The sequence below is a fragment of the Christensenella minuta genome, assembly GCF_003628755.1.
Taxonomy (GTDB): domain Bacteria; phylum Bacillota; class Clostridia; order Christensenellales; family Christensenellaceae; genus Christensenella; species Christensenella minuta.
In genome coordinates, this window is the sequence record NZ_CP029256.1 from 1,715,068 (window position 1) to 1,740,896 (window position 25,829).

At 51.0% G+C, this 25,829-nt stretch carries 19 protein-coding genes, 2 tRNA genes and 3 rRNA genes; 3 read left to right on the forward strand and 21 right to left on the reverse strand.

Annotated features, from left to right (window positions below; genetic code table 11):
* Positions 1–32 precede the first annotated feature (32 nt).
* The 6 genes from B1H56_RS08130 to iorA all read right to left on the reverse strand — a co-directional run bounded on the left by B1H56_RS08130 (position 33) and on the right by iorA (position 7,644).
* Positions 33–1,466, reverse strand: a complete 1,434-nt coding sequence (locus tag B1H56_RS08130; RefSeq protein ID WP_066521678.1) for an NAD(P)/FAD-dependent oxidoreductase — start codon at positions 1,464–1,466, stop codon at positions 33–35.
* 201 nt (positions 1,467–1,667) lie between these two features.
* A complete protein-coding gene (glpK, locus tag B1H56_RS08135; protein ID WP_066521676.1) occupies positions 1,668–3,155 on the reverse strand; it encodes a glycerol kinase GlpK in 1,488 nt (495 codons plus the stop codon).
* A gap of 170 nt (positions 3,156–3,325) precedes the next feature.
* On the reverse strand, positions 3,326–3,868 hold the full coding sequence (locus tag B1H56_RS08140) for a cysteine hydrolase family protein (RefSeq protein ID WP_066521674.1): 543 nt from the start codon (positions 3,866–3,868) through the stop codon (positions 3,326–3,328).
* Positions 3,869–4,043: 175 nt separating this feature from the next.
* On the reverse strand, positions 4,044–5,315 hold the full coding sequence (locus tag B1H56_RS08145) for a phenylacetate--CoA ligase family protein (RefSeq protein ID WP_066521673.1): 1,272 nt from the start codon (positions 5,313–5,315) through the stop codon (positions 4,044–4,046).
* Positions 5,276–5,878: an indolepyruvate oxidoreductase subunit beta gene (locus tag B1H56_RS08150; RefSeq protein WP_066521671.1), complete on the reverse strand. Its 603-nt coding sequence runs from the start codon at positions 5,876–5,878 to the stop codon at positions 5,276–5,278. Before B1H56_RS08150 ends, B1H56_RS08145 begins: the two co-directional genes overlap by 40 nt.
* Complete coding sequence (gene iorA, locus B1H56_RS08155; protein WP_082771229.1) at positions 5,875–7,644, reverse strand: indolepyruvate ferredoxin oxidoreductase subunit alpha; 1,770 nt, start codon at positions 7,642–7,644, stop codon at positions 5,875–5,877. Before iorA ends, B1H56_RS08150 begins: the two co-directional genes overlap by 4 nt.
* A gap of 150 nt (positions 7,645–7,794) precedes the next feature.
* Here iorA and B1H56_RS08160 point away from each other — a divergent pair, with 150 nt between their 5' ends.
* Positions 7,795–8,583 carry an NYN domain-containing protein gene (locus B1H56_RS08160; protein ID WP_066521668.1) on the forward strand — a complete coding sequence of 263 codons (789 nt, stop codon included), beginning with the start codon at positions 7,795–7,797 and terminating at the stop codon, positions 8,581–8,583.
* A 186-nt stretch (positions 8,584–8,769) separates the two neighbouring features.
* On the opposite strand, the gene msrB is transcribed toward B1H56_RS08160, so the two are convergent.
* Both msrB and msrA read right to left on the reverse strand, forming a co-directional pair.
* Complete coding sequence (gene msrB, locus B1H56_RS08165; protein WP_066521664.1) at positions 8,770–9,258, reverse strand: peptide-methionine (R)-S-oxide reductase MsrB; 489 nt, start codon at positions 9,256–9,258, stop codon at positions 8,770–8,772.
* The gene (gene msrA, locus B1H56_RS08170) at positions 9,221–9,739 is read right to left on the reverse strand and encodes a peptide-methionine (S)-S-oxide reductase MsrA (protein ID WP_066521662.1); all 519 of its coding nucleotides are present in this window, start codon (positions 9,737–9,739) and stop codon (positions 9,221–9,223) included. Before msrA ends, msrB begins: the two co-directional genes overlap by 38 nt.
* Before the next feature lie 263 nt (positions 9,740–10,002).
* Between msrA and B1H56_RS08175 the strand changes: the two genes are divergently transcribed.
* On the forward strand, positions 10,003–10,902 hold the full coding sequence (locus B1H56_RS08175; protein ID WP_066521657.1) for an InlB B-repeat-containing protein: 900 nt from the start codon (positions 10,003–10,005) through the stop codon (positions 10,900–10,902).
* A gap of 260 nt (positions 10,903–11,162) precedes the next feature.
* Here B1H56_RS08175 and B1H56_RS08180 read toward each other — a convergent pair whose 3' ends face one another.
* The 12 genes from B1H56_RS08180 to B1H56_RS08235 all read right to left on the reverse strand — a co-directional run bounded on the left by B1H56_RS08180 (position 11,163) and on the right by B1H56_RS08235 (position 24,486).
* On the reverse strand, positions 11,163–13,319 hold the full coding sequence (locus B1H56_RS08180) for a DUF7657 domain-containing protein (RefSeq protein WP_066521654.1): 2,157 nt from the start codon (positions 13,317–13,319) through the stop codon (positions 11,163–11,165).
* Between the two features lie 243 nt (positions 13,320–13,562).
* On the reverse strand, positions 13,563–14,504 hold the full coding sequence (locus tag B1H56_RS08185; protein WP_066521646.1) for a glycosyltransferase family 2 protein: 942 nt from the start codon (positions 14,502–14,504) through the stop codon (positions 13,563–13,565).
* Between the two features lie 162 nt (positions 14,505–14,666).
* Positions 14,667–16,430, reverse strand: coding sequence for a DUF6020 family protein (locus B1H56_RS08190; RefSeq protein ID WP_147554706.1), 1,764 nt, complete (start codon positions 16,428–16,430; stop codon positions 14,667–14,669).
* A 198-nt stretch (positions 16,431–16,628) separates the two neighbouring features.
* A 5S ribosomal RNA gene (rrf, locus tag B1H56_RS08195) occupies positions 16,629–16,745 on the reverse strand.
* 108 nt (positions 16,746–16,853) lie between these two features.
* Positions 16,854–19,775 (reverse strand): 23S ribosomal RNA (locus tag B1H56_RS08200).
* Positions 19,776–20,169: 394 nt separating this feature from the next.
* Positions 20,170–20,246, reverse strand: a tRNA-Ile gene (locus B1H56_RS08205).
* A 42-nt stretch (positions 20,247–20,288) separates the two neighbouring features.
* Positions 20,289–20,364 (reverse strand) — tRNA-Ala (locus B1H56_RS08210).
* Positions 20,365–20,496: 132 nt separating this feature from the next.
* Positions 20,497–22,032, reverse strand: a 16S ribosomal RNA gene (locus tag B1H56_RS08215).
* The 16S, 23S and 5S rRNA genes sit together here with 2 tRNA genes alongside, the layout of an rRNA operon.
* Positions 22,033–22,310: 278 nt before the next feature.
* The gene (locus tag B1H56_RS08220) at positions 22,311–23,009 is read right to left on the reverse strand and encodes a hypothetical protein (protein WP_066523107.1); all 699 of its coding nucleotides are present in this window, start codon (positions 23,007–23,009) and stop codon (positions 22,311–22,313) included.
* 219 nt (positions 23,010–23,228) lie between these two features.
* Entirely contained in the window at positions 23,229–23,387 is a 159-nt protein-coding gene (gene rd, locus B1H56_RS08225) for a rubredoxin (protein WP_066523108.1), read from the reverse strand.
* A 48-nt stretch (positions 23,388–23,435) separates the two neighbouring features.
* Positions 23,436–23,642, reverse strand: a complete 207-nt coding sequence (locus tag B1H56_RS08230; protein WP_066523109.1) for a DUF1858 domain-containing protein — start codon at positions 23,640–23,642, stop codon at positions 23,436–23,438.
* A 109-nt stretch (positions 23,643–23,751) separates the two neighbouring features.
* A complete protein-coding gene (locus B1H56_RS08235) occupies positions 23,752–24,486 on the reverse strand; it encodes a PHP domain-containing protein (protein ID WP_156468723.1) in 735 nt (244 codons plus the stop codon).
* Between the two features lie 59 nt (positions 24,487–24,545).
* Between B1H56_RS08235 and B1H56_RS08240 the strand changes: the two genes are divergently transcribed.
* Complete coding sequence (locus tag B1H56_RS08240; protein ID WP_066740081.1) at positions 24,546–25,565, forward strand: lipoate--protein ligase; 1,020 nt, start codon at positions 24,546–24,548, stop codon at positions 25,563–25,565.
* Between the two features lie 56 nt (positions 25,566–25,621).
* On the opposite strand, the gene B1H56_RS14520 is transcribed toward B1H56_RS08240, so the two are convergent.
* Complete coding sequence (locus tag B1H56_RS14520; protein WP_162938977.1) at positions 25,622–25,780, reverse strand: hypothetical protein; 159 nt, start codon at positions 25,778–25,780, stop codon at positions 25,622–25,624.
* Positions 25,781–25,829 lie beyond the last annotated feature (49 nt).

Sequence of the window (25,829 nt, forward strand, 5' to 3'; positions counted from 1 at the left end):
GCACTTCCGGAACCTTCCGCATATGCGCGCCGTCAGTCCTCTTTTGTCTCCCCGGTCACGATATAGCTTCCTTCGGTATCCTGCAAGATGTCTCTCATGGGGATTCCGAGCGTCCGTGCCATGATATCGTGGATACGCGGCTCACAAAACCCGCCTTGACACCTGCCCATACCTGCCGCGCACCGCCGCTTAATGCCGTCGATGCTGCGCGGCGCGACCGGCCTTTTCAGGATATCCACGATCTCCCCTTCCGTGATCGTCTGACAGCGGCACACCACACGCCCATAGGCAGGATTTTTCCGGATCAGCGCGTCCTGCTCTTCAAAGGACATTTCATTCATGCGCAGCACCCGGCGTTCCCCCTGGAACTCCGGCTTCCTGTGCAGGGCGAGACCGCAGCCTTCCAATATCCGCACAAGGTCTTCCGCGATTGCGGGTGCGGAAGAAAGCCCGGGCGATTTGATCCCCGCGGCGTTGATAAAGTTGGGAATCTCCGACTCCCCGACCACAAAATCGTCTCCCGCCACGGCTCGCAGGCCCGCAAAGTTCCGGATGTTCTGCGAAAAATCGATCGTCGGCACGGATTTCACCGCCATCTGCCGGACATATTCCAGCTCGTCCATATGGGTCGCAGTATCGTCGCGGGCCTCCGCTGTTTTGCTGTCTGGCCCGGCGTATAGGTTCCCGTGCACCGTGGGCGCAACGACCACGCCCTTTCCCAGCTTGGTCGGGCACTGGAACACCACCGTGGAAACGATGCCGCCCATGGTCTTATCGAAGAGGAAATATTCCCCGCGTACGGGCGTAATACGGAGGCCTGAGCCGCCCGCCATTTCATAAACCTTGTCCGCATATAATCCGGCGGCGTTGACAATATAGTTCGCGCGGTATTTTTCATGGTTGCCCGCGGTTATTTCAAACATGCCGTCCTGCCGGCTCAGGCGCTTCACGCCGCTCGAAAGATAGCAGTCCACACCGTTTGTGACAGCCGTTTCGATCAGGGCGGCCGCAAATTCCCACGGACTGATGACCGCCCCCGTGGGCGCCCACAGCGCACACCGCACCCGGTCTGAAATGTTCGGCTCCCGCCGCAGGACCTCCTTCCCGGAAATGATCTCCACTGGTACGCCGTTGGCCACGCCGTTTTCATAAAGCTTACGCACCTCGCGTACTTCCTCGTCCGAAAAGGCAAGCACAAGCGAACCCGTCTCACGGAAGGGGATATCCAGCTTTTTTGCCAACCGGTGAGCCAGCGCGTTGCCGCGTACGTTGTATTTCGCCATCAGCGTCCCCGGCTCGGGATCGTAGCCCGCGTGGATGATCGCGCTATTGGCCTTCGTACTGCCGCATGCCACGTCGTTTTCCTTCTCCAGAAGCGCCGTTTTAAAATCATATTTTGAAAACTCATATGCAGCGGCGCAGCCGGTAATGCCGCCGCCGATGATAATCACGTCATAATATTGCATAAAATTCCTCTTTCATAGAAGATTCAGGGCTTCGCCTCAAAAGCCCGCCTGGTGTTCCTCCCCCAAGGCCGCTTGCCTGGCCCGGTCCTCAGGGCGCTCATTCATTTGATATTGATGGAATTCTTTTCTACTCTCCGGGCAGGAAAAGAACCGCTGGCTATCACAATCCGACTTCGCCCGTGCCCGGTTAAATTGGATATTTCACGTATCCTGCCAGTCCTTTGCGCGGGACACCGCCTTATACCAGTGCTTTGTCAGCCGCTCCCGTTTTTCCGCGGGCATGGCCGGATCAAACCGCTTGTCAAGCGTCCACTTGCCGGAAATTTCCTCCGTGTCCTCCCATACGCCCGTCGCAAGCCCTGCAAGATAGGCCGCGCCAAGCGCCGTCGTCTCACGTACCCGGGGACGCATGACCGGAGTTTCGGTGATGTCTGCCTGGAACTGCATAAGGAAATTGTTCGCGGAAGCTCCACCGTCCACCTTCAGCCTGCCGAGCTTTATTTTCGTATCCGCCTGCATGGCGTCAAGCACGTCCTTTGTCTGGTAGGCGATGGATTCAAGCGCCGCACGGATGATATGCTCCGCCGTCGCCCCGCGCGTAAGGCCGATGATCGTTCCCCGCGCATACATATCCCAGTAGGGCGCGCCAAGGCCCGTAAACGCAGGCACAAGATACACCCCGCCGTTATCCGGCACTTTCTGAGCAAAATATTCGCTGTCGGCGCTCGCCTGGATGAACCGCATTTCATCACGCAGCCACTGGATTACCGCGCCGCCCATGAATACGCTCCCCTCGATCGCATAATGCACCGTTCCTTTGGGCGTTGCCGCAATAGTCGTCAGCAGGCCGTTTTTGCTGCGGCACAGCTTTTCCCCCGTGTTCATCAGCATAAAGCAGCCCGTCCCGTAAGTATTCTTAGCCTGTCCCGCGCCAAAACACGCCTGCCCGAACAAAGCGGACTGCTGGTCGCCCGCGATGCCTGCAACGGGAATTTTCTTCCCGTAGACCTCCGCATAACCGTACAGTTCGCTTGAGCTTTTTACCTCGGGCAGCATTTGGCGCGGGATACCGAGCGCTTTTAAAATGGTTTCGTCCCACTTAAGGCTGCGGATATTGAACATCATGGTGCGCGACGCATTGGTGTAATCCGTCACATGGGCCTTCCCCTTGGTCAGGTTCCACAGCAGCCACGTATCCACCGTGCCGAACAGAAGCTCTCCTTTTTCCGCACGCTCCCGTGCGCCGTCCACATGATCTAATATCCACTTTATCTTAGTCGCGGAAAAATACGCATCGATCACAAGGCCCGTCGTTTCCATGATATAATCCGCCATGCCGTCCCGCTTCAGCTGTTCGCAAATGGCGGCTGTACGCCTGCACTGCCACACAATAGCGTTATAGACGGGCTTCCCTGTCGCCTTTTCCCATACGATCGTCGTTTCCCGCTGGTTGGTAATGCCGATCCCGGTCACTTCGTCCAAAAAGATCCCCGCCGTATCCACCGCCTCCTCGAGCACGCCGAGCTGGGACGACACGATCTCCACCGGGTCGTGTTCCACCCATCCATCCTGCGGGAAATACTGCGTAAATTCACGCTGCTTCACACATATGATGTTGCAATCCTGATCGAAGATGATACACCGGGAACTGGTCGTCCCCTGGTCAAGGGCAATGATATAACGTTTCATTTCACGCACCCTCCAATATTAGTTCTATTTTACCCCATTTCCACGCACATGACAATGTGCCGCACCTATTTTGGAGATATCCTCTTCCTTCCAGTGTCAAAACTCTTTTTTCTGTCTGCTTATTCAAAAAAACCGTCCTTCCCGCAGGAAGGACGGCTGCCATGCTTCGGTCAGAATGTTTCCACGAGCTCGTCCACCGTCGTGAGCTGCGCGCCGTAAATATCTTTCAAATACCGGATGCCGTATTCATAATCCTCTTTGGTAAAGGAATCTGTCGCATCTGTGGGCACGATGATCCCATACCCCCAGTAATACGCATCCGCCGCCGTGTGCCGCACGCACATATGCGCGTGCAGGCCCGTCATGATGACCGTATCCACGCCCAGCTCAGTGAGGAGAAGGTGCAGGTCCGTCTGGAAAAACCCACTGTACCTGCGTTTCGGGACCACAAAATCTCCTTCCTGCGGCGTAAGCTCCGGGATCACTTCCGCGCCTCCTGTGCCGATAATCGCATGGTCGCCCCATAATTGAAGCTCACGGTCGACCCCTTTGATATGCGCGTCGTTCGCGTAAATCACATATACTCCCTTTTCCCGCGCCGCCTTTACCAGTTTTTCGAGCTGCGGTACGATTGCCTTTGCCCGGTCGCATGTGAGCGCGCCCGTCACAAAGTCGTTCAGCATATCTACCAGAATAACCGCTTTCTTTCCCATAACAAGGCCCTCCATATAAATTTTAATGAGTTCCCCTTCATTCTACGTCACCCTGCGCGGAAACGCAAACAAAAAAGCCGCTGCCCCGTTCATCCGTCCGCGCCCGCCTTTGCGAAACGGAATCCGCGTATTTTCCAGAATAAAGCAAGGCCGCCCTTCCCGAATGGCCCTTGGCTCACTGATACCGCAGATCATGGATCCGCTTGGTCTTTTTCTCGCTGCGCGGGAGCGCGCCCAAGGGCACGGCTTCCACATTGATACGGATGCCGATCCTTTGTTTGAACGCATGGCCGACAAGCTGCTCGAGGCCGCGCAGGTCCGCGCCCTCCTCCGCTTCAAACCGCAGGATCATTTTATCCTTGCTTCCTTCTTTGGTAAGAGATACCATGTATTCGCTGCTCACGCCTTCCACGCCCTTCAGCAGGATATCGATCTGGCTTGGGTGAATGTTGACCCCCTTCACCTTGACCACATCATCCGTACGCCCAAGAATCCGGTCGTGGCGCGGATACGTCCTCCCGCAGGCGCATTTTCCCGGGAGCAGGCGGGACATATCGTGCGTGCGGTAACGCAGCAGCGGCGCACCCTCCTTGCGGAGCGTCGTGATGGCGATTTCCCCATATGCTCCATCCGGCACATTCTCTCCCGTCTCCGGGTCGATAATCTCAAAATACAGGAAATCGTCGAAATAATGGAGACCTGAATGCTGCCCGCAGTCAATGGAAATTCCCGGCCCGTAAATCTCCGTCAGCCCGTAAATATCGAAAAGCTCGATATCCAGGCCTTCGCGGATGCGTTTGCGCATTTTGTCGCTCCACCGTTCCGAACCGATAATGCCTTTCTTCAGCGCCAGGCTTTCCAAAAGTCCCCGTTCCTGTACCTGCTCGGCAAGCAGCAGGGCATAGGAGGATGTGGAGCCAAGCACCGTCGTCTTCATATCCACCATCATTTTGAGTTGCTTTTCCGTATTGCCCGGACCCATAGGCACCGCCATCGCCCCCAGCGCCTCGCAACCTGTCTGGAACCCGATGCCGGCCGTCCACAGGCCAAACCCCGGCGTGATCTGCACCCGGTCGGCCGCGGTCACCCCGGCGATCTCATAGCAGCGCTTGAACATTTCGCACCAATCCGCCACATCCTGCGCCGTATACGGGATGATGACCGGATCTCCCGTCGTACCCGAGGTGGAATGGATGCGCACGATCCGTTCCTCCGGTACGGCCATAAGCCCCAGCGGATAAGCCTTCCGAAGGTCTGTTTTATCTGTAAACGGAATTTTTTTAATATCCTCCGGCGACTTGATATCCTCCGGTAAAAGCCCGCAGTCCGTAAATTTCTGTCTATAAAACGCGCTGTTTTCGTACGCGTTCCTAAGCTGTTTCAAAAACAACCTGTATTGTGTCTCCGTCACTCTTTCTCTCCTCCTGCCCCGCGTACATAATCGCATCCTGCGCGCAGCGCCTTTCGGTTAACCGGCAGCAGCTTCTCGGGGAGCCTCCGGCCGAGCAATTCTTCCATACATTCCAAGCTGTACCCGATCGCTCCCACGCCGATCCCCGCGCCAAGCATCACCATATTTGCCGCTTTTGCGTTGCCACACGCTTCCGCGATGCCCGTCGCATCGAGCATCCACACCTGCGCCCCATGTTTTAAGTATTCAAAAATTTCTTCCGTTTCATAGGCTTGCCCGGAAAGGGAAGCCGTTACCGGAATGACCCGCGCCGTGTTGACGACTGCCTTTCCGCCCTTACGCAGGCGCGCCAAGCTGCGCGCCGCCTCCGCGGGTTCGAAACCTAGCAGCAGGTCCGCGCCGTTCAGGGGAATCACGCTGCCTTCATCCTTGGCGCCGATACGCACATGGCTGACCACACAGCCGCCCCGCTGCGCCATACCGATCGTTTCGGAGGTACGCACAAACTGTCCTTCCTCCATGGCCGCCTGCGCGATCAGCTTCGAGGCAAGGACCGTCCCCTGCCCGCCGACGCCGGCGATCAAAATATCATGTTTCATTCCTGCACCTCCACGATTGCCGCAGCCGGACATACATAGGTGCACAGGCCGCAGCCGTAACACAGGGAAGGCTCGATTCCCACCGCGCCGTCCTTCACGGAAATAGCCGGGCAGCCGATCTCCCGGATACATTTTTTACAGCCGATGCAGCTTTTATTGATTTCATAAACCGCTTCCGGTTTGCGCAGGGCAATGCACGGCGCCCGGTAAATGACCGCCGATACGCCGTCAAACTCCGCCGCCTCTTTTGCCGCAGCAACCGCCGCATTAAAATTGAATGGATTGACGGTCTTTACCCACCCTGCGCCGCTCGCGCGAAGGATCGCCTCTATGTCGATTTGGGGCGATTCCGTCCCCATCATCGTCCTTCCCGTTCCCGGATGGGGCTGCTGCCCGGTCATCGCCGTCGTACTGTTGTCGAGTACCACCACCGTGATTTTCGCCTGGTTATAGGCCGCGTTCACGATGCCCGGGATGCCCGTATGGAAAAAGGTCGAATCCCCGATAAAGGCAAAATATTTCTTATCCGGCTCCATGTGGTAAAGCCCCTGCGCCACAGTGACTCCCGCGCCCATGCACAGGCAGGTGTCTACCATGTCGAGCGGCTTCGCGTTTCCAAGCGTGTAACAGCCGATATCGCCCGTAAACACCGCCTCCATACCCTTCATTGCCGTTTTTACCGCATAAAAGGACGCTCTGTGCGGGCATCCTGCGCACAGCACCGGCGGGCGGGCAGGCAGAGCCGGCGGAGTGCTGGCCGCTGTCTCCTTTACCGCGCCGCCGAGGAATCCCGCGATCGCGCCGCGCACAATCTCATGCGTATACTCGCCCGCTGCGGGAAGATTCCCCGTTTCTTTTCCATAGATATCGAGCCTTATTTTATGCTTCCCCAAAATGTCCGTCAGGCTGCGTTCGATGACCGCATCAAGCTCCTCGATTACCAACACTTTATCGAGGTCCTTCATGAATTCCAGGGCGAAGTCTTCCGGGAAAGGATACGGCGTGCCGATTTTTACAAGCGTTACGTTTGCCCCTAATTCTTTCACCGCTTCCTTCGCATAGGTATAGGCCGCGCCAGACGCCACAATGCCGATGCTGCCGTTCCCTTCCGTGTCGTTGAAGGCACTGTGCGAGAACTCTTTCCCAATCTCCTTTTGTTTGCGTTCAAGTTCCCCGTGGTTTTTCAGGGACAGGCTGGGAAAAATGACCCAGCGCGGATCCTTTTCAAAACCCGGATATTCATGTTTTTCCCTGCGCGGTTCCGCTTCGATCGAAGCGGACGCGTGGCAAATGCGCGTTGTCGGACGCAGGATCACCGGCAGACCCCACCGCTCGGAGAGGCCGAATGCTTCCTGCACCATCCGGTACGCCTCCTCGGGCGTGGACGGATCGAGCACGGGCAAGTTGGCGAATTTGGCAAAATGCCGCGTATCCTGCTCTGTCTGCGAAGAAATCGGCCCCGGATCATCCGCGGCAAGTACGACGAGGCCTCCCTTCACGCCAAGATAGGAAAGGCACATCAGCGGATCCGCGGCCACATTGAGCCCCATCTGCTTCATCGTCACCAATACGCGCGCGCCTGTGAAGCTGGCGCCCCCGCCAACCTCCACCGCCGCCTTTTCGTTGGACGCCCACTCCACATGGATATCCCCCGGATTATGTTTCGCAACCGTTTCCAGCACTTCCGTAGAAGGCGTGCCCGGATATCCGCACACAAGATTGACCCCCGCACGGATCGCGCCGAGCGCGATTGCTTCGTTCCCCATCAATAATTTCAAAATTGCCTCCTTGTGGCCTGTCAAAACTCTTTCCATTATACAAAAAAGGGACGCTTTTGTAAACGAAATGCGCATAGCCGCGCCCCTTTGTGTTATAATAGGGTTATATTATTTCAATCGTCAGGAAAGAAGAAGTTTATGGAAAATGAAAATGATAAAAGGATTGCAGTATTAATCGACGCGGATAACGTTTCCGATAAATATATCTCTTTTATTTTTGATGAGATATCCAACTATGGAATCCCTACGTATAAACGTATTTATGGGGACTGGACAACGCCGCAGAACGCCGCATGGAAAAAGGTCTTACTGAATTATTCGATCGCCCCGATTCAGCAATACAGCTATACTAAGGGAAAAAACGCGACCGATTCGGCGCTCATTATCGACGCGATGGATATTCTGTATTCGGGCAATGTGGACGGTTTCTGTATCGTCTCGTCGGACAGCGATTTCACCCGGCTGGCGGCGCGCTTGCGGGAAGCAGGTATGTTCGTAGTCGGTATGGGGGAACAGAAGACTCCTTCTCCGTTCATTGCGGCGTGTGAAAAATTTAAATACCTCGAGGTCCTTGCTTCCAGTACGGAGGATGCGCAGAAGGCCCCCGCCGAACGGCCGGCTGCAGAAAAAACAGGGCAGAAATCTTCTATGGCAAGCCTTTTACAGGTCACGCGGGCAATGGAAGCCATCGTCAAAGACATTTCAGACGATGACGGCTGGGCATTCCTCGGCGCAGTCGGAAATTTGCTGAATAAACGCTACCCTGATTTTGACTCGCGCAACTATGGTTATCCCAAGCTGTCGCAGTTGGTGGAATCCTTAAAGCAATTCGATATCGACCGGCGGCCGACGAGCAATCCGCATATCAGGCATGCCTTTATCCGCTTGAAACCTAAAAAGGGAAGAAAAGCAGCCGCAGGGGGCTAAATCTATGAAGAAAAAATTGGCGGCGGTCCTTTCCGCCGCCTTGTGCATTTTGCTTCCCCGGCTATCCCGATTATTACGGTAACCGGCGTATCAAGGCAAAGCTAAAGGACTTGCCCTCTGCTGCTCACAGACTGCAAACCCTCCTGCCTGCTTAATTCATTCCTTGCCTGGCTGTTTGGGGGCAGTTCAATCTTCTTCCCCGGCTTTTTTCTTTCTGTCCTTCAGATATGGCACCAGATACCCATATCCTTCTTCCCCGAGACGGTAATCAGGAATGAACCGGAGCGCCGCTCCGTTAATGCAGTAACGCTGCCCGCCCATCTCATCCGGTCCGTCGTCAAATACATGCCCCAGGTGAAAATTTCCTTCCGCGCTTCTTACCTCCGTCCGAATCATGCCGTGGGAAAAATCCTTGTGCATGGTAACATGCTCCCCGCACAATGGTTTTGAAAAACTGGGCCATCCGCATCCCGAGGGAAATTTATCGAAAGAAGAAAATAACGGTTCGCCTGTTATGGCGTCCACATAAATCCCTTCTCTTTCGCAATCCCAATATTCGCTCGAAAAGGGACGTTCCGTTCCGTCCTCCACCATGACATAATACTGTTCCTGCGGCAAATTTTGTTTTAGCACGCCATTATCTGGCCGTTTGTAACGGTGTATACGTTCCAGCATATTGAAACGCCTCCTTTCCAATATGACAATATCCCTCCGGATGTTTTTCCAGATAATTCTGATGATACGGTTCCGCCGTATAATAATTTCGCAGCTTTTCCACCTCCGTCACAACCGGACGCGCATACTTCTGCCGGAGTCCTGCAACATACCTCCTGATTTCCGCCTCATCCGCTGCGGAAATGTAATAGATCCCCGTCCTGTATTGCGTTCCAAAATCGTTTCCCTGCCGGTTGCGCACCGTAGGATCAATCACTCGAAAAAACAAATCCAGTATCCCCTTTAGGTCAATTATATTTTCGTTGTAGCGCACCCATACGGTTTCCGCAAAATTCGAGTCGCCGCAGCATACTTCTTCATAGGTTGGATTTACTGTCCTGCCATTGGCGTACCCCACCTGAGTAGTAATTATGCCAACCACCTGATCGAAATATTTTTGCAAGCCCCAAAAGCATCCGCCGGCCAAAAAAATCTCTCTCATCCCAGGCCTCCTTTTCTGTCTTCATTTTAGATTATTAAGAGACGCAAATACGCCCGTTTTCCCGCAGGCATAAAATTAGCTATCCTTCATCAAGCCAGCTTTTTTTACATTCACGCATTTATATGTACCCCATTTACCATGACGCATAATCATTTTTTCGGTAAATTAATGTATATTATTAACTTTTTTTGAAACGTTACCCCAAAAGATTGACACTTTTTCCGATTCTGGATAGAATATTATGTATTAGTTAGGAGAGTTTTATGAAGAAAATTGTTGTCTTTCTTGTAACCATAGTATTGGTGCTCACATATGCTGTTCCTGCCTTTGCTTATACGGTGGACGTTACCGCCGAACCTGCGGAGGGCGGTGACGTCTTTGTCAACGACGTTGCCGGCGGCGGAGAAATCGCATCCGGGACAAACGCTACGATAAAAGCGGTCCCCAGGGACGGATATATTTTCGCGGGCTGGTTTCGTTCGGATGGAACCCAGGTGGATGAGTCCGGTGCCGAATTTACCTATACGCTCGAGGAAGACCGTTCCTATGTTGCGAAATTCGAGAAAAAATATACCGTCGGATTGGAAGCCTCTCCGCAGGACGGAGGTACCGTCCAGCAAGACGGCACGGAATATATGCTGGGCGCCAGCGTTACCGTAACGGCTACCCCGGCGGAAAATTATAATTTCATGGGTTGGTTTACAGACCCCTCATCGGAAGAACCGGTCAGTACGGAGCAGAGCTATACGTTTACGATCGCCGAGGACACGCCCGCAACGCTGACCGCAAAATTTGCGGCAACCTACCAGCTTGACCTCACTGTCAGCCCGGAAGGTACGGGAACCGTGACGGGCGAAGGTGCGTTCCCCGGCGGAAGCGTTGTAACCGTAGGGGCGTCGCCCGAGAAGGACTGGCGTTTCTCCGGCTGGTACGACGCGGCAATCCCGGGTAAAATCATCAGTACGGATGCCGAATATACGTTCAACCTTGATGAGAACCGCACATTGGGCGCTCTCTTTGAACGCAGCTATACTTACATTCTGATCTGGGTCCTGATTTGGATCGGTATCTGCTTTGGGGTGTTCGTAGTTGTAATGCGTACGATCCGCCACTTCCGCATTGCGCGCCGCCGGAACCGCAGAAGGCGTCCGCGGAGATATTAATCGCTTTAAAGAATCAAAGCCGGTATCCCTGTGGATACTGGCTTTTTTGTTTGCCGCCCGCAATATTGGAGCGTGCTGAAAAACTCTCCGAAATATTTTGTTACCCAAAGCGAGTATATCGTATCTATCTATTTGCTTCGGAAAATCCTACTTATTGACAGCTGAAACTGTCCTAAAGAAAAAGATGGAAACGCCTTTTTGTTTAAACCACAACCGCTTTATCTCTCCAGGGTAAAGTGTCATCAGGGAAAATGTGCCGGTTACTCCATGGGATTAACGCGGTAAATTTTTGCATTTTGATCCTCATAAAGAACCGTCAGGCTTCCTCCGAAGTTTTCCATCGGGATCACGTGACCGGGCGAGGCACAAATATAATTCACGCCTAGCCGATAAAGATCGTTCGGATTTAAATACAGGGAAAACGTATCCCCGGACGGTCCCGGTCCAAGCTCCGTTTCTCCCTCTGTAAAATATAGGAATATATGTGCATATCGATTATAGATATCCTGCTTTTCCCCATTTTCATCAAACATTTCCCACCGCTCAAGCGCTGGGAAAATATTAGTCGAAGTAATGGTCGGCGCTCCATTCGCAATCAAAAAATTGGAGGTCATATCCGCACCAATCCAGATGCCGGGCTCTTTCTCCTGTATTTCCTGTACTGCTTTCGCCAGAGGTTTATCATAGATTGCATCCGTTGTCCGCATAACCGGATTTACGAACATCCCTGACAGGAACGCAAGTAAACATACGCATATGATAAATATCGTTTTTAATTTTTTTCTCCGTTGAACGAAGAAATATAGCATAAATGCACTCATAACAGCTACAAACCCAACCCAATACGCCATTGGCATACTTTCCGGCAAAATGGAGGTATAATAGGAATGGGCCGCTGAATAAACTGCTATAACCGAAATCCCTACGCCTGCAGATACCAAAACGATTCGCAGCCATTTTTTCTGGACCAGAGGATTGTCTGTGACCGACAGAATCCTTAAAAAGACGAATATTTCAATCAGGCATATGATCGGAATAATACGTACTGTCGTATTTGAAAGCAACGTTATTTTAGCAAGCGCCACCGGAAATCCGGCTACAGCGAAAATAAGAAAAAACATATCTAACGCCAACAGCAATGCAACCAGTAAATCCTTAAATTTTTTCTTCACTAAATATGTAAAAGCAATAATTTCTGTTAATGGGAAAAAGCCATACATCATTGCCCCCTCACATGGATTGGCTGTTGCAAGGTATGGCGTTGCAAGATTCGTTGTATAGGAGAACAGGAAATCTGCTCCATCCCCGCCGGTATATACCCTGCTTCCCGGATATACCGTGTTCATCGTCAGCGCAAACGCCTCCTCGGACCGCAAATACCAAAAACCGGCGATCCCTGCAATCACAAGAAACGCACCGGCGATATAGAACCATTCGGCTTTCCGCCGCTTTCCATTCTTAAAGTTCGTAACGATGACCCAAACAGCAAGGACGGCAAATACATATAAAAGCGGAATCATCCATGCCGGATACAGTGCAAAAATATATGCCAGGCCGCACAGCGCAAATACAAACGCATAAAGCGCCTTTTTCAGCAAATGGTCCGTATTCATGAAGTGATAGATCATCAGGACCGCAAGCTGGCCCGCCACTAGCATCTCTATAAGGAAATTGATCGCAAACCACCACTGCACCACCGGTGCAAATGCAATAAGGAATGCCGCCATTACCGAATAGCCTTTTTTTCCCTTAGTCAGCATCATGAACATTTCAAAGGTGACAAGGAACAGCGCGATCATTCTGCCCGCCCAAAACCAAGAAAGCCCATATGCCGGCCCAAGCAGAAGATAGCCCCAATAAAAGGGTTTTGCTATTAATGTGATATCCCATACAGGCTGATTGTAAATCGTCAGCATATCCGTCGGCCATGCCCGGGAGATCGAATTTGTGATTCCATAATCATTAAATTCCTGCGACATGGCAAGCGGTGTAAATACATTCCATTCATCCGAACGGATCCCTCGCGTTAGCCCAAACAGCGGCTCTTGAAATCTGCTTGGGTCATCGCCCTTAAAGAGATACGTATTCCAGATGCTCATAGATGATCCATGCAGCTGCAGGGCTACACAGATTAAGAATGCCGCCAAAGCAAGTGCAAAACGGTATTTGTAAATAAAACTATAAATAATTTTCGGCTGGATTACAAAGTGAAGAAAAATATAATAACAAAACAGAAAAAAGGCGAGAACACGTTCCGGGCTTTGCAATAAAATCTGCTTCTCGTTTACGATATGTGGAAACAGACGTGTATAAAACATTTCCAATCCGCAGGCCGCAAAAATACAAATCCCTACTCCCAGCAGCATCCACAGCAGCGGATGTGCTGTTCTGTAAGTCTTCTTCAGAATACGTTCCATATCGTATCTCTCCTGTTTGTTTTACTATCAATGCCAAGCGATCAAACATTTGCCGCTATTCGTACCATCCTGGGGAATCTCTTCCAGGATGATTGCCCTCCGGCATCAGGTATGATAATAGTCAATAAAAGTAAGCGGGATTAATTGCAGAATAATCTTAAAAAAGCCACTCTATATAGAAGCTGAGCGGCGATAGCATCAGCAATATCCCATTTTCATTCTTATAAAAGGGCACTCCCAGGTTTAATCTTTCTTTTCCCGCCCAAAACGCTCCTGCATATCATTAAGACGCATTTCAAAATCATGTCTGTCCTTCTGCCGCAGAACATCAAGCGTAAGCCCAACAAAAATAGATTGAAGGGCGGCAAGCACGAAGAACCCGCTGGCAATAAACGACGGGAATTGCGGAACCGTGCCTGTATTAAGATATGTAACCAAAACAGGCAGGAAAAAGCATACTCCTATTGCAAATAAAACAAGGCCGATAATTGAAAAGAAAGCCAGCGGCTTATAGTTTTTGTAAAATTTAAAAATTGTCTTCAATACCTTAAAACCGTCTGAATAGGTATTGAGCTTAGATTCGCTTCCCTCAGGCCTGTCACGGTAATCTATGATAACATTGGTAACACGCATATTTTTATCTACTGCATGGATCGTCATTTCCGTCTCTATCTCGAACCCTTTCGATAAAACCGGGAACGTCTTCACAAACAGATAGCTAAATGCACGGTAGCCGGTCATAACATCCTTAATATCGCTCTTAAAAAGTGCATTAATCGATTTTCTCACCAAAGAATTTCCCATATTATGGAACGGACGCTTGTTCTCTGTGAAATAAGTGGAGGACAGGCGATCTCCGACCACCATGTCCGCCTGTTTCCCGAGTACTTCGGCCACCATTTGCGGAGCATATTCCGCAGGATAGGTATCGTCTCCATCAATCATCAGATAGCACTCCGCCTCAATTTCACGGAACATCCTCCTGATTACATTGCCCTTTCCCTGCTTATACTCATATCGTACGGTTGCTCCCGCCTCCCGCGCGATCTCATCCGTATGGTCTGTGGAATTATTATCGTATACATAAATAGCCGCCTCCGGCAGGACGGCTTTGTAATCGAGAACCACTTTCCTGATCGTTTTGCTTTCGTTGTAGCAAGGGATCAATACCGCAATCTTATCCATTGGATTTCCTTCTTTCCTAAATAGTGGGCTTTAAGATTTTATCATATTAAATTGATTAGGTCAACGAAGAGACCTTTATTTCAACGTGCTTCGCTGCGGGCTTTTGTATTCCATAAACGCCGCAAACCAATACGCCACTATATAGGAGCTGCCGAATCCGGACTATTCCCGGCGCTGTATGGGGAAAATATACGGAAGCGATATGATAAGCGGAATAAGGTATAAGAGGGGGATTATATACCGTATGCACATTACGGGAGCCAAAAACAGGCTGCACAGAAAGATAAAAGCGGCGAGCAGCGGCACTAACGCTTTGTACTGCCGCCGTTTAAATAGAAAGGCCGCAACTAACACCATAATCCAGAACGGCACAGCAGGACTTACCAACGTGGAAAGAATGGGAACCCCGGAAAAAAATGATTGCCCGACATCGTCCAGATACTCTGTATAGGCCGGAAACATGCTGTTGCGTTCTATGGGCAGGTCGTCTATCGTATAAAAATCCATCATAACAGCCCATTGATGCATCAGGGCCGGTGAAGGATAAAGATAGCCCATGCTGCCATATAAGAAAGAATCTACATACATTCCGGGAGTTTTTTGCCCCACCTCCGCCCATATGCTGAAGAAGCCTTCCGGGTCGCGGGCATACGCGTCTTGATTAAACTTATCTTTTACAGGATCAGATATTTCAGCTATATAGGAATCCAACGCTTCCTGCGGAATGTATTCCAGAATAGCCGCCCTTTCCTCCTCTGTTATTTTTTCAGGAGGTGCGTAGTTAATGGCACGCGCCAACTGCTGTATGGGAACACTCAATACTTCCTGCGGCGGGCTTGGTATAACTCCGGCCGCAGTGGAGACTGGCCCTGTGACCACTAGAGACAAGACTATACCCACGACTATGGCGATGGCCTGTTTTACCAGGTGTCTGCGGTTAATCACCAACATGACAGGCACGAATAAAAGAAGTACATATAGGCCCTGTTTGCGGAGTAGGCACACCAGCAGCGTTACTATAATAAAAGCGAATATGCGGGCCTTCTTCTCAAAAAAAGTTTCCGGATCCAAAAGCATATCGGTTATCATCAATATCGCCAGCAGAAAAAAGGCCCCAAATAGAACGTCTTTTGCAGTTGTGAAAGCAAAGTATTGGACGAACGGATTGAGCGCCAAAAACAATATAGCCAGCAGTACCACCAGAACAGGCACCTTTTTGCAAAGCAAAAAAGCGCCCATATAGGAAAGGCACGCGGCGACTATAAGCGCCTGTATAACGCAATACAGCGTTAACCCAAGCTGATAATCGCCGGATATGAGTTTTCCCAATTCAAACAAGGAGGTCATAAAAAGCGTATGCGCCACAGGATGGTGCGCGTTCAGCCTGCCATCGGTAAATATCTGTGCCGCCTGTATGGGCCCGTCATAGGAAAAATGTCCCGGATATGTAGCAAGGAATGCAGGCAGCCAGCAAATAGCCAATACGGCAAAAAAGGTTAAAAAGGCCCGCCATTTCGTTCCAAATAGGCGATTGTATATTCCGACTGGAGGGGAAACTTTTTTTATGGCGCCATTCAGTTTAGGGGCATGTTTGAATAGCAGAAGGAAGAGCGCCGTATAAATTATAGTCAACGCTGCCAAGTTCAGCAGGAAGTATCTATCCGTCAATGCAAGTGAACCAAATTGTATAAAATTAGCCCCTGCGCTTGTACAGGCGGCCAAAACAAAACCAGCTATAAGGCTTATCACCGTGTCACGTCTGTAAAGAGAATGAAAGGCGAAATAAAACAACACATAAAACAATACAAAAAAAAGGACAGAGAATACATTGTCGGCAGGCACAAGCGGCTGCCCTCCATTTAAATATCCTCTAGAAAGCGCGACCGTACAGCACAAGCTTAAAAGAGCGTTAACGATAAAACGCATAGCTTCCCTCAATTAAATAGTATTAAAATATTATAGCAATTTCTGAATTTCCAGTCAAGGAAATACATCTTTGGTAACTTGTTTAATGATATGTTACACATTGGAGGCACAATCATGGAAATTTCATTTTTCAGTAAAGTAAAAAGCCCTTAAGCACTAAGCAAAAGGACCCTCTACATAGGATATTGAAAAAATGGAATCCGGCAGCTACCAATCCTCCCACACCGTCACCAGTGCAGTACTTTAGGCGTATAAGGGCTTAACTTCTGTGTTCGGAATGGGAACAGGTGGATCCCCTTAGCTATCGCCACCGGAAATTTTATAAACTTTTTAAAGAGGTGCCCAGCACACTCAAAACTGAATAGTAAATCATGAAAGAGAAAGTCTTAAGTCATTTGTGTTAGACTGCTGTTTCAACTTTCGTTGATCAAGCCCTCGACCTATTAGTACTGGTCAGCTAAATACATTGCTGCACTTACACCTCCAGCCTATCAACCTTGTAGTCTTCAAGGGGTCTTACTCCATAAAGGATGGGAAGTCTTATCTTGTGGGGGGCTTCACGCTTAGATGCCTTCAGCGTTTATCCCGTCCGTACGTAGCTACCCAGCCATGCCGTTGGCACGACAACTGGTACACCATTGGTACGTCCATCCCGGTCCTCTCGTACTAAGGACAGCTCCACTCAAACTTCCTGCGCCCACGATGGATAGGGACCGAACTGTCTCACGACGTTCTGAACCCAGCTCGCGTGCCGCTTTAATTGGCGAACAGCCAAACCCTTGGGACCTGCTTCAGCCCCAGGATGCGACGAGCCGACATCGAGGTGCCAAACCTCCCCGTCGATGTGGACTCTTGGGGGAGATAAGCCTGTTATCCCCGAGGTAGCTTTTATCCGTTGAGCGACGGCAATTCCACTCTCATACCGCCGGATCACTAATCCCGACTTTCGTCCCTGCTCGAGGTGTCCCTCTCGCAGTCAAGCTCCCTTATGCATTTGCACTCTAATGAATGATTTCCGACCATTCTGAGGAAACCTTTGGGCGCCTCCGTTACTCTTTCGGAGGCGACCGCCCCAGTCAAACTGCCCACCTGGTACTGTCCCCGAGCCGGTTCACGGCCTCGGGTTAGAACCCTAGTATTGGAAGGGTGGTATCCCAACAGTGACTCTGCGTCAACTGGCGTCAACGCTTCTCAGTCTCCCACCTATCCTGTACATCCAATACCAAAATCCAATGCCAAGTTGCAGTAAAGCTCTACGGGGTCTTTCCGTCCTATCGCGGGTAATGAGCATCTTCACTCATACTACAATTTCGCCGGGTACATTGTTGAGACAGTGCCCAAGTCGTTACGCCATTCGTGCGGGTCGGAACTTACCCGACAAGGAATTTCGCTACCTTAGGACCGTTATAGTTACGGCCGCCGTTCACTGGGGCTTAAGTTCCCTGCTTCGCCTTACGCTAACAGTTCCCCTTAACCTTCCAGCACTGGGCAGGCGTCAGCCCGTATACTTCATCTCTCGATTTCGCACAGACCTGTGTTTTTGCTAAACAGTCGCTTGGGCCTATTCACTGCGACCTATTTTACTAGGCACTCCTTATCCCGAAGTTACGGAGTCATTTTGCCGAGTTCCTTAACAATGCTTCTCCCGATCGTCTTAGGATTCTCTCCTCGCCTACCTGTGTCGGTTTGCGGTACGGGTACCTACCATTCTCCTTAGCAGCTTTTCTTGCCAGTGTGGATTCACAGACTTCCATACTTATTTTCTGTCCCCATCACACCTCAGGCTTCGCGGAAACCGTACTTCACTAATTTCCACCCTCAGTGCTTAGACGGGCTCTACCATCAGCCCGCTCCTGCTATCCTCCTGTGTCACTGCGTCAGTCAAACGAATGGTCGGTAGTACAGGAATATCAACCTGTTGTCCATCGCCTACGACGATACTGTCCTCGGCTTAGGTCCCGACTTACCCTGGGCGGACGAGCCTTCCCCAGGAAACCTTAGGCTTTCGACGGTGAGGATTCTCACCTCACTCTCGCTACTTATGCCAGCATTCTCTCTCGTATTAAGTCCACCACTCCTCCCGGTATGGCTTCAATCCTAATACGATGCTCCTCTACCGCGCATCTTACGATGCACCCATAACTTCGGTGGTAAGTTTTAGCCCCGGACATTTTCGGCGCACAATCACTCGACTAGTGAGCTGTTACGCACTCTTTAAATGAGTGGCTGCTTCTGAGCCAACATCCTAGTTGTCTCTGCAATTCCACATCCTTTTCCACTTAACTTACACTTTGGGACCTTAGTTGATGATCTGGGCTCTTTCCCTTTTGACAATGAAACTTATCTCACACTGTCTGACTCCCGAGTAGGTAATATATGGTATTCGGAGTTTGATAAGATTCGGTAAGCCGTGAAGCCCCCTAGTCCATTCAGTGCTCTACCCCCATATATCTTCACTCGAGGCTAGCCCTAAAGCTATTTCGAGGAGAACCAGCTATCTCCGAGCTCGATTGGAATTTCTCCGCTACCCACAAGTCATCCCCGCATTTTTCAACATACGTGTGGTTCGGTCCTCCACGGTGTTTTACCACCGCTTCAACCTGCTCATGGGTAGGTCGCCCGGTTTCGGGTCTACAGCATGCAACTTATTCGCCCTATTAAGACTCGGTCTCCCTTCGGCTCCGTGACTCCAGTCACTTAACCTTGCTGCATACCGTAACTCGCTGGCCCGTTCTACAAAAAGTACGTGGTCACACTTTCCAATAGTGCTCCCACTGCTTGTAAGCACAAGGTTTCAGGTTCTCTTTCACTCCCCTCCCGGGGTGCTTTTCACCTTTCCCTCACGGTACTATTTCTCTATCGGTCATCAAGGAATATTTAGGCTTGGAAGGTGGTCCTCCCGGCTTCCCACGGGGTTTCACGTGTCCCGTGGTACTCTGGTGCCCATCTCGCTGACTCGTATTTCGCTTACGGGGCTTTTACCCTCTTTGGCTGCACTTTCCAATGCTATTCAGCTATATTCGTCAGATCGATTCTATGGGTCCGCAACCCCGGATGTCCGAAGACTTCCGGTTTGGCCTCTTCCCATTTCGCTCGCCGCTACTTTGGGAATCACTTTTGTTTTCCTTTCCTCCGGCTACTTAGATGTTTCAGTTCACCGGGTTCCCTCCATATACCTATGAATTCAGTATATGGTAACATCCTATTACAGATGCTGAGTTCCCTCATTCGGATATCTGCGGATCAATGTTTGCTTGCAACTCCCCGCAGCTTTTCGCAGCTTGACACGTCCTTCTTCGGTTCTTGATGCCAAGGCATTCACCCTGTGCTCTTCATAGCTTGATCTTTTCGTCTACTTTTCTTTTTCCCTAAGACTTTCGCAAAATTATATCTTACCCTTTTTTCATCTTTGCAGATTAGTTTTTAGATATCTTTTCGCTCTACTCTTTCGTTTCTACTATTCAGTTTTCAATGTGCTTTGAGGCTATGCCTCAATCCCCTCATGCGCTCGCCATGCTCACACATGGTGCTTTCTGTCTTTCCTATGCTGCCGCTTTGGGGCTCCCTTTCTTAGTTTTCAGGGATCGCGCCCCGCAACCTTTCGGTTGCTTTGGTGGGCTCAAGTGGACTCGAACCACCGGCGAGATAACTTATGCGCTCACTCTCGTTCGCGCAACCGCTTCCGGCCGTCACCTTTCTTAGTTTTCAGGGATCGCGCCCCGCAACCTTTCGGTTGCTTTGGTGGGCTCAAGTGGACTCGAACCACCGACCTCACGCTTATCAGGCGTGTGCTCTAACCTGCTGAGCTATGAGCCCATTTTCAGTTAGCTGCTCCGGTGTCTCCCGCTTTCCCCCACTTGGTGGAGATGAGCGGAATCGAACCGCTGACCCCCTGCTTGCAAGGCAGGTGCTCTCCCAGCTGAGCTACACCCCCATTTTAAATCACATACATCTCTGTATGTGCTCTAAAAGGCTTACTATGCAGTTTGCTGTTTCAAATCATACAGTACCGAAAAGAAAATACCTTACTCGCGCTTTCCTAAATCTTCTCTTTTCTACACCCTAGAAAGGAGGTGATCCAGCCGCACCTTCCGATACGGCTACCTTGTTACGACTTCACCCCAGTCATTGATCTCACCTTCGACAGCTCTCTCCTTACGGTTAAGCCACTGGCTTCGGGTGCTCCCAACTTCCGTGGTGTGACGGGCGGTGTGTACAAGGCCCGGGAACGCATTCACCGCGACATGCTGATTCGCGATTACTAGCAACTCCGACTTCATGTGGGCGGGTTGCAGCCCACAATCCGAACTGGGACCGGCTTTTTGAGATTCGCTTCCCCTTACGGGTTCGCTGCCCTTTGTACCGGCCATTGTAGCACGTGTGTAGCCCAAGACATAAGGGGCATGATGATTTGACGTCGTCCCCACCTTCCTCCGAGTTGTCCCCGGCAGTCTCACTAGAGTTCCCGCCTTTACGCGCTGGCAACTAGCAATAAGGGTTGCGCTCGTTGCGGGACTTAACCCAACATCTCACGACACGAGCTGACGACAACCATGCACCACCTGTCTCTCTGCCCCGAAGGGAAACTGTATCTCTACAGTCGTCAGAGGATGTCAAGCCTTGGTAAGGTTCTTCGCGTTGCTTCGAATTAAACCACATGCTCCGCTGCTTGTGCGGGCCCCCGTCAATTCCTTTGAGTTTCAACCTTGCGATCGTACTCCCCAGGCGGGATACTTAATGCGTTTGCTTCGGCACGGAACCCTATCGGGCCCCACACCTAGTATCCATCGTTTACGGCGTGGACTACCAGGGTATCTAATCCTGTTTGCTCCCCACGCTTTCGTGCCTCAGTGTCAGTTACAGTCCAGAAAGTCGCCTTCGCCACTGGTGTTCCTCCTAATATCTACGCATTTCACCGCTACACTAGGAATTCCACTTCCCTCTCCTGTACTCAAGTCACACAGTTTCAAATGCAACCCCGGGGTTAAGCCCCGGTCTTTCACATCTGACTTACATGACCACCTACGCACCCTTTACGCCCAGTAATTCCGGACAACGCTTGCTCCCTACGTATTACCGCGGCTGCTGGCACGTAGTTAGCCGGAGCTTCCTCCTATGGTACCGTCATTTCTTTCGTCCCATAGGACAAAGGTTTACAATCCGAAGACCTTCTTCCCTCACGCGGCGTTGCTGGGTCAGGGTTTCCCCCATTGCCCAATATTCCCCACTGCTGCCTCCCGTAGGAGTCTGGACCGTGTCTCAGTTCCAGTGTGGCCGATCACCCTCTCAGGTCGGCTACCCATCGTTGACTTGGTGGGCCGTTACCTCACCAACTATCTAATGGGACGCGAGCCCATCCTGCATCGAATAAATCCTTTTACCTCAAAACCATGCGGTTTCGTGGTCTCATGCGGTATTAGCAGTCGTTTCCAACTGTTGTCCCCCGTTGCAGGGCAGGTTGCTCACGCGTTACTCACCCGTCCGCCACTCGGTATACCCACAGTTCCTCCCGAAGGATTCACAAAGGGCAACCTCGTTCGACTTGCATGTGTTAAGCACGCCGCCAGCGTTCGTCCTGAGCCAGGATCAAACTCTTAATTAAAATCTTAACGCCCTCTCGGACGTTTTTAACTAACATATTGATCTAGGCTCCGCTTTCAAGCATTTCCTTTTCGTTCTTGGTACTGTATTGATTTTTCAAGGTTCGCCGCGTTTTTTGCGGCTTATTTATAATACCAAACTCCCTTCCCTCTGTCAACATCTTTTTTCAGAATTTTTTTGTTTTTTTTAGAGACCGTGTGTTTATCATATGGATGCGGTATTTATACGCAAAAAAGGCCCCGGCAAAAGCCGGGGCCTTTCCCGTGGAAGCAGAGTGTTCTATCCTGTCGTAAAACTTTTTACGATCTTTGTTACGATTTCCTTCATCGTATCCATCTCCCCGCCGTGGGACGAAACCGTAAACGTATAATTATATTCTTCCGCCAGAAAAAACACCTGTACCGAATTCAGCGTGGAACTCCCTTCCTTCATCTTCATTTCAATGAGCGCGTTGTCGTAGGGAAAGCCCTGCACTGTCTCCGTTCCCACGATCTCGTTCCCCTGCTCCTCCAGCGCTTTTTTGTAAACCGGAAGGGCCTGCTCGAGGGTAACGTCTTGCCCGCTGAGGTTCAGCCGCGTGACGTTCAGGGCATATTCCTGTCCCGGAAGCAGGAAAGATTTTACCGTTTCTTCATCGCCGATGAGCTCCGTCCCCTGCGGATAGCGGAACGAATATCCGTCTCCTTCGTAACTCCCGCCGTAGGTAAAAGACGCGGCAGGTATGGGCGTGGCGGACGGATCCGGCAATTCGGAAGCCTCCGTGCTGTACTCCCCGGTCACCGTTGTGCTTTCAGCATCCGCATTCTCACGCTCCTGTGAGCCCTCCGCCTCAGGTGCGCGAGGAGCCGAAGCCCCTTTCCCCTCCTGCACGGTGGAGACCGATGCGGAGGCAACCGGTTTCTCCGCTTCCGCCGCACAGCCGCAAAACACAAACGCCAGAAGGACAGCGTACATGATACAGCATTGTTTTACTTTCATAAAATTGTTCCCTCAATATATATTCGACATTTCTGTCCGGCAAAATGATGAGTATTTGTATCCGTCATATGTATTGTTTATCATACCGTTCCAAAAGATATGTGTCAAGCCGGGGCTCTGCCCCGCCTTCGCGCCCCTCCCGCACACAGCAAAAAACCGGCCACACTTGGATGGCCGGCCTTTTTTGTTTTCCGTTACGTCCTGAATACAGCCTGCGGCTTATTCCTTTTCAAAAGCGGATTTGTCCGCACCGCAAAGGGGACATACCCAATCAGCCGGGACATCTTCCCACTTCGTGCCCGGAGCAACGCCATTATCCGGATCGCCTGCTTCCGGATCATAAACATAACCGCAAACTGTGCATACATACTTTTCCATTCGCCTAACTCCTTTAGATTTTGTAATGTAAAACGGTGTCGCCGTCTTTTATTTTGCTGCCAGATACTCGTTGAGTTTTACTTCAAGCGCATCCGCATCGATACCATGTACCGCGCATGCCTGCTCAAGATTTTCAAAGTGCGCCGCCGCGCAGCCGAGGCAGCCCATGCCGGCTTCCATAAAAATCGGCGCAAGTCCTTCGTCGATCTGCAGGATGTCCATGATGTTCATGTCCTTCGTAACTTTTTGTGCCATTTCTCTTACCTCTTTTCCCTCAATCATTTATCCATAATAGATGATAAATATCGTCTACAATGTGATTCATTTCATTGATACCCATTGAAATAACCGGGTAAACTATTTTTTATGCCCCAAACGTAACAATCAGTTCCGGCGATCCGTTCTCCTTATAATATTGTATGAAATCCTGCGTACCCGTAATTCCGTCCGGCAGCATCACGCCGCCCCGCCCGATATCTTCCTCGCCGTGCGCGTCGCTGCCGCCGATCACCCAAAGGTTGTGCTTTGCCGCAAACTCCACCGCAAGCGCATTGCGCGAAAAATGGCGCGGATGGGTATTGACCATTTCAATTCCGTCATAGCAAATAGGCTCAACCGGTTGGAGGCCGTAGCGGTAAGGATGCGCCTGAAATACAAGAAAGCCGTTTTCGTGCATCTTTTTATAAAATGCCTGATAATCGAGACGGTAAAGATAAGGCTCGTCCTTGAGGAATTCCCTGGTAACTCCGTAAACCAGGAAATCGTCGCCAAGACCGGTATCTTCCCGGATATTCAGCGCTACCTCCATTGCGGGCAGCACAACCAGTTCCGTTTCTTCCATCGCCCGCCTTGCCGCTTCATATCCGCTCCAGAAAAAATCGATGCGCTCCGACCATGATTTTCCATGCAGCTCCGGTTTTTCCAGAACGATCGGATGATAGTGATCGGTGACGATCATATAGCGGTATCCCGCCTCCGCATACCCCTGTGCCAGATATTGCGCCGGTATGCGCGAGCACGGGCTTACCTCGCTGGTATGGCAATGCGTTTCCGCCTGATAATATTTCACGTCCTTTTCCTTCCTTCCAATCTCTATCATAGTATAAAGAAGCGGAGCGCGCAACGGAAAACTTGCACCGCTCACGCTTTTTTTCTATAATGGAAAAAACGCCAAAGGAGAACAGCATGCAGGAGCAACATTATTTTTACGTATCCGACAGCAACAACCCCCACCACACCCTTGCGGTAGAAGAATACATCCTTACCCATATAAATCCGGGAGAGGTCGTGCTTTATTTGTATACGCACAGGGATTCGGTGATTATCGGCAAAAACCAGAACGCATGGGGGGAATGCCGGCATGAAAAGCTTGAGCGCGACGGCGGGAAGCTCGCGCGGCGGATTTCAGGCGGCGGCGCCGTCTTTCACGATACAGGGAACCTTAACTTTTCCTTCATTGCGGATAAAAGCCGATATGACCTGCACCGCCAGCTAAAGGTCATGCTGGATGCGGCAAAAATGTTTGGGGTCGACGCGGAATTTTCAGGACGGAACGACATTCTGGCAGAAGGCCGGAAGTTTTCGGGCAACGCTTTCTGCATGCGTAAAAGCAGCGCGTTCCATCATGGGACCATATTGATTGATTCCGATATGGGCAAACTGGCCGGATATCTTGCCGTTCCCAAAGATAAGATCGAATCCAAGGGCATCGCGTCTGTGCGTTCCCGGGTGGTAAACCTTGCGGAGCTGAATCCGGAGATTACCCCCGCAAAAATGACGGAAGCCCTGAGGCAGGCGTTTGCGGAAGAATATGGACAGCCGCAGGATTATCCGTTTACGCAAGCGGCATGGGATGAAATTGCCGCTATTGAAAAGCGTAACGCAAGCTGGGAGTGGATTTTTGGGGAATCTCCAAAATTTGACATCACGACCAAAACGCGGTTTCCGTGGGGTGGCATAGAGCTGCTCCTATCCACAAAAGACGGAAAAGTGACGGACGCAAAGCTTTACTCCGATGCAATGGATGCGGATTTCATTGCGGGGATCGCCCCCGCGCTTTCCGGCTGCATCTTCCGCAGTACGGACCTGGCAAAGCGGCTGCGCACCCTTCCAAAGACGGAAGATCAGCAAAAAATAGTTGAAGACATCGCGCAATATATCGAACAGCAGGGATATTGATACAAAAGGCCGTTCCGGGCGGGCCAGGAATAAAAAAGGAGGCGCTCCCTCCTTTTTTATTCTCCGTTATCCGTCTTATCCAGCAGCTCTTTCAGCATACGCTGCGGCTGGTCTGAAAAACGCTTGGTGATAAAATAGCGTTTGCCCGCAAGGCGTTTTTGAACGCCTGATTCGTTAAGCACGAAAAGCTCCGCGTCCGCCCCGCTCCGCTGCAAAATCCACGATAAACCTCGTCATTTCGTTTTTCCTTCGCTACCCGATTAA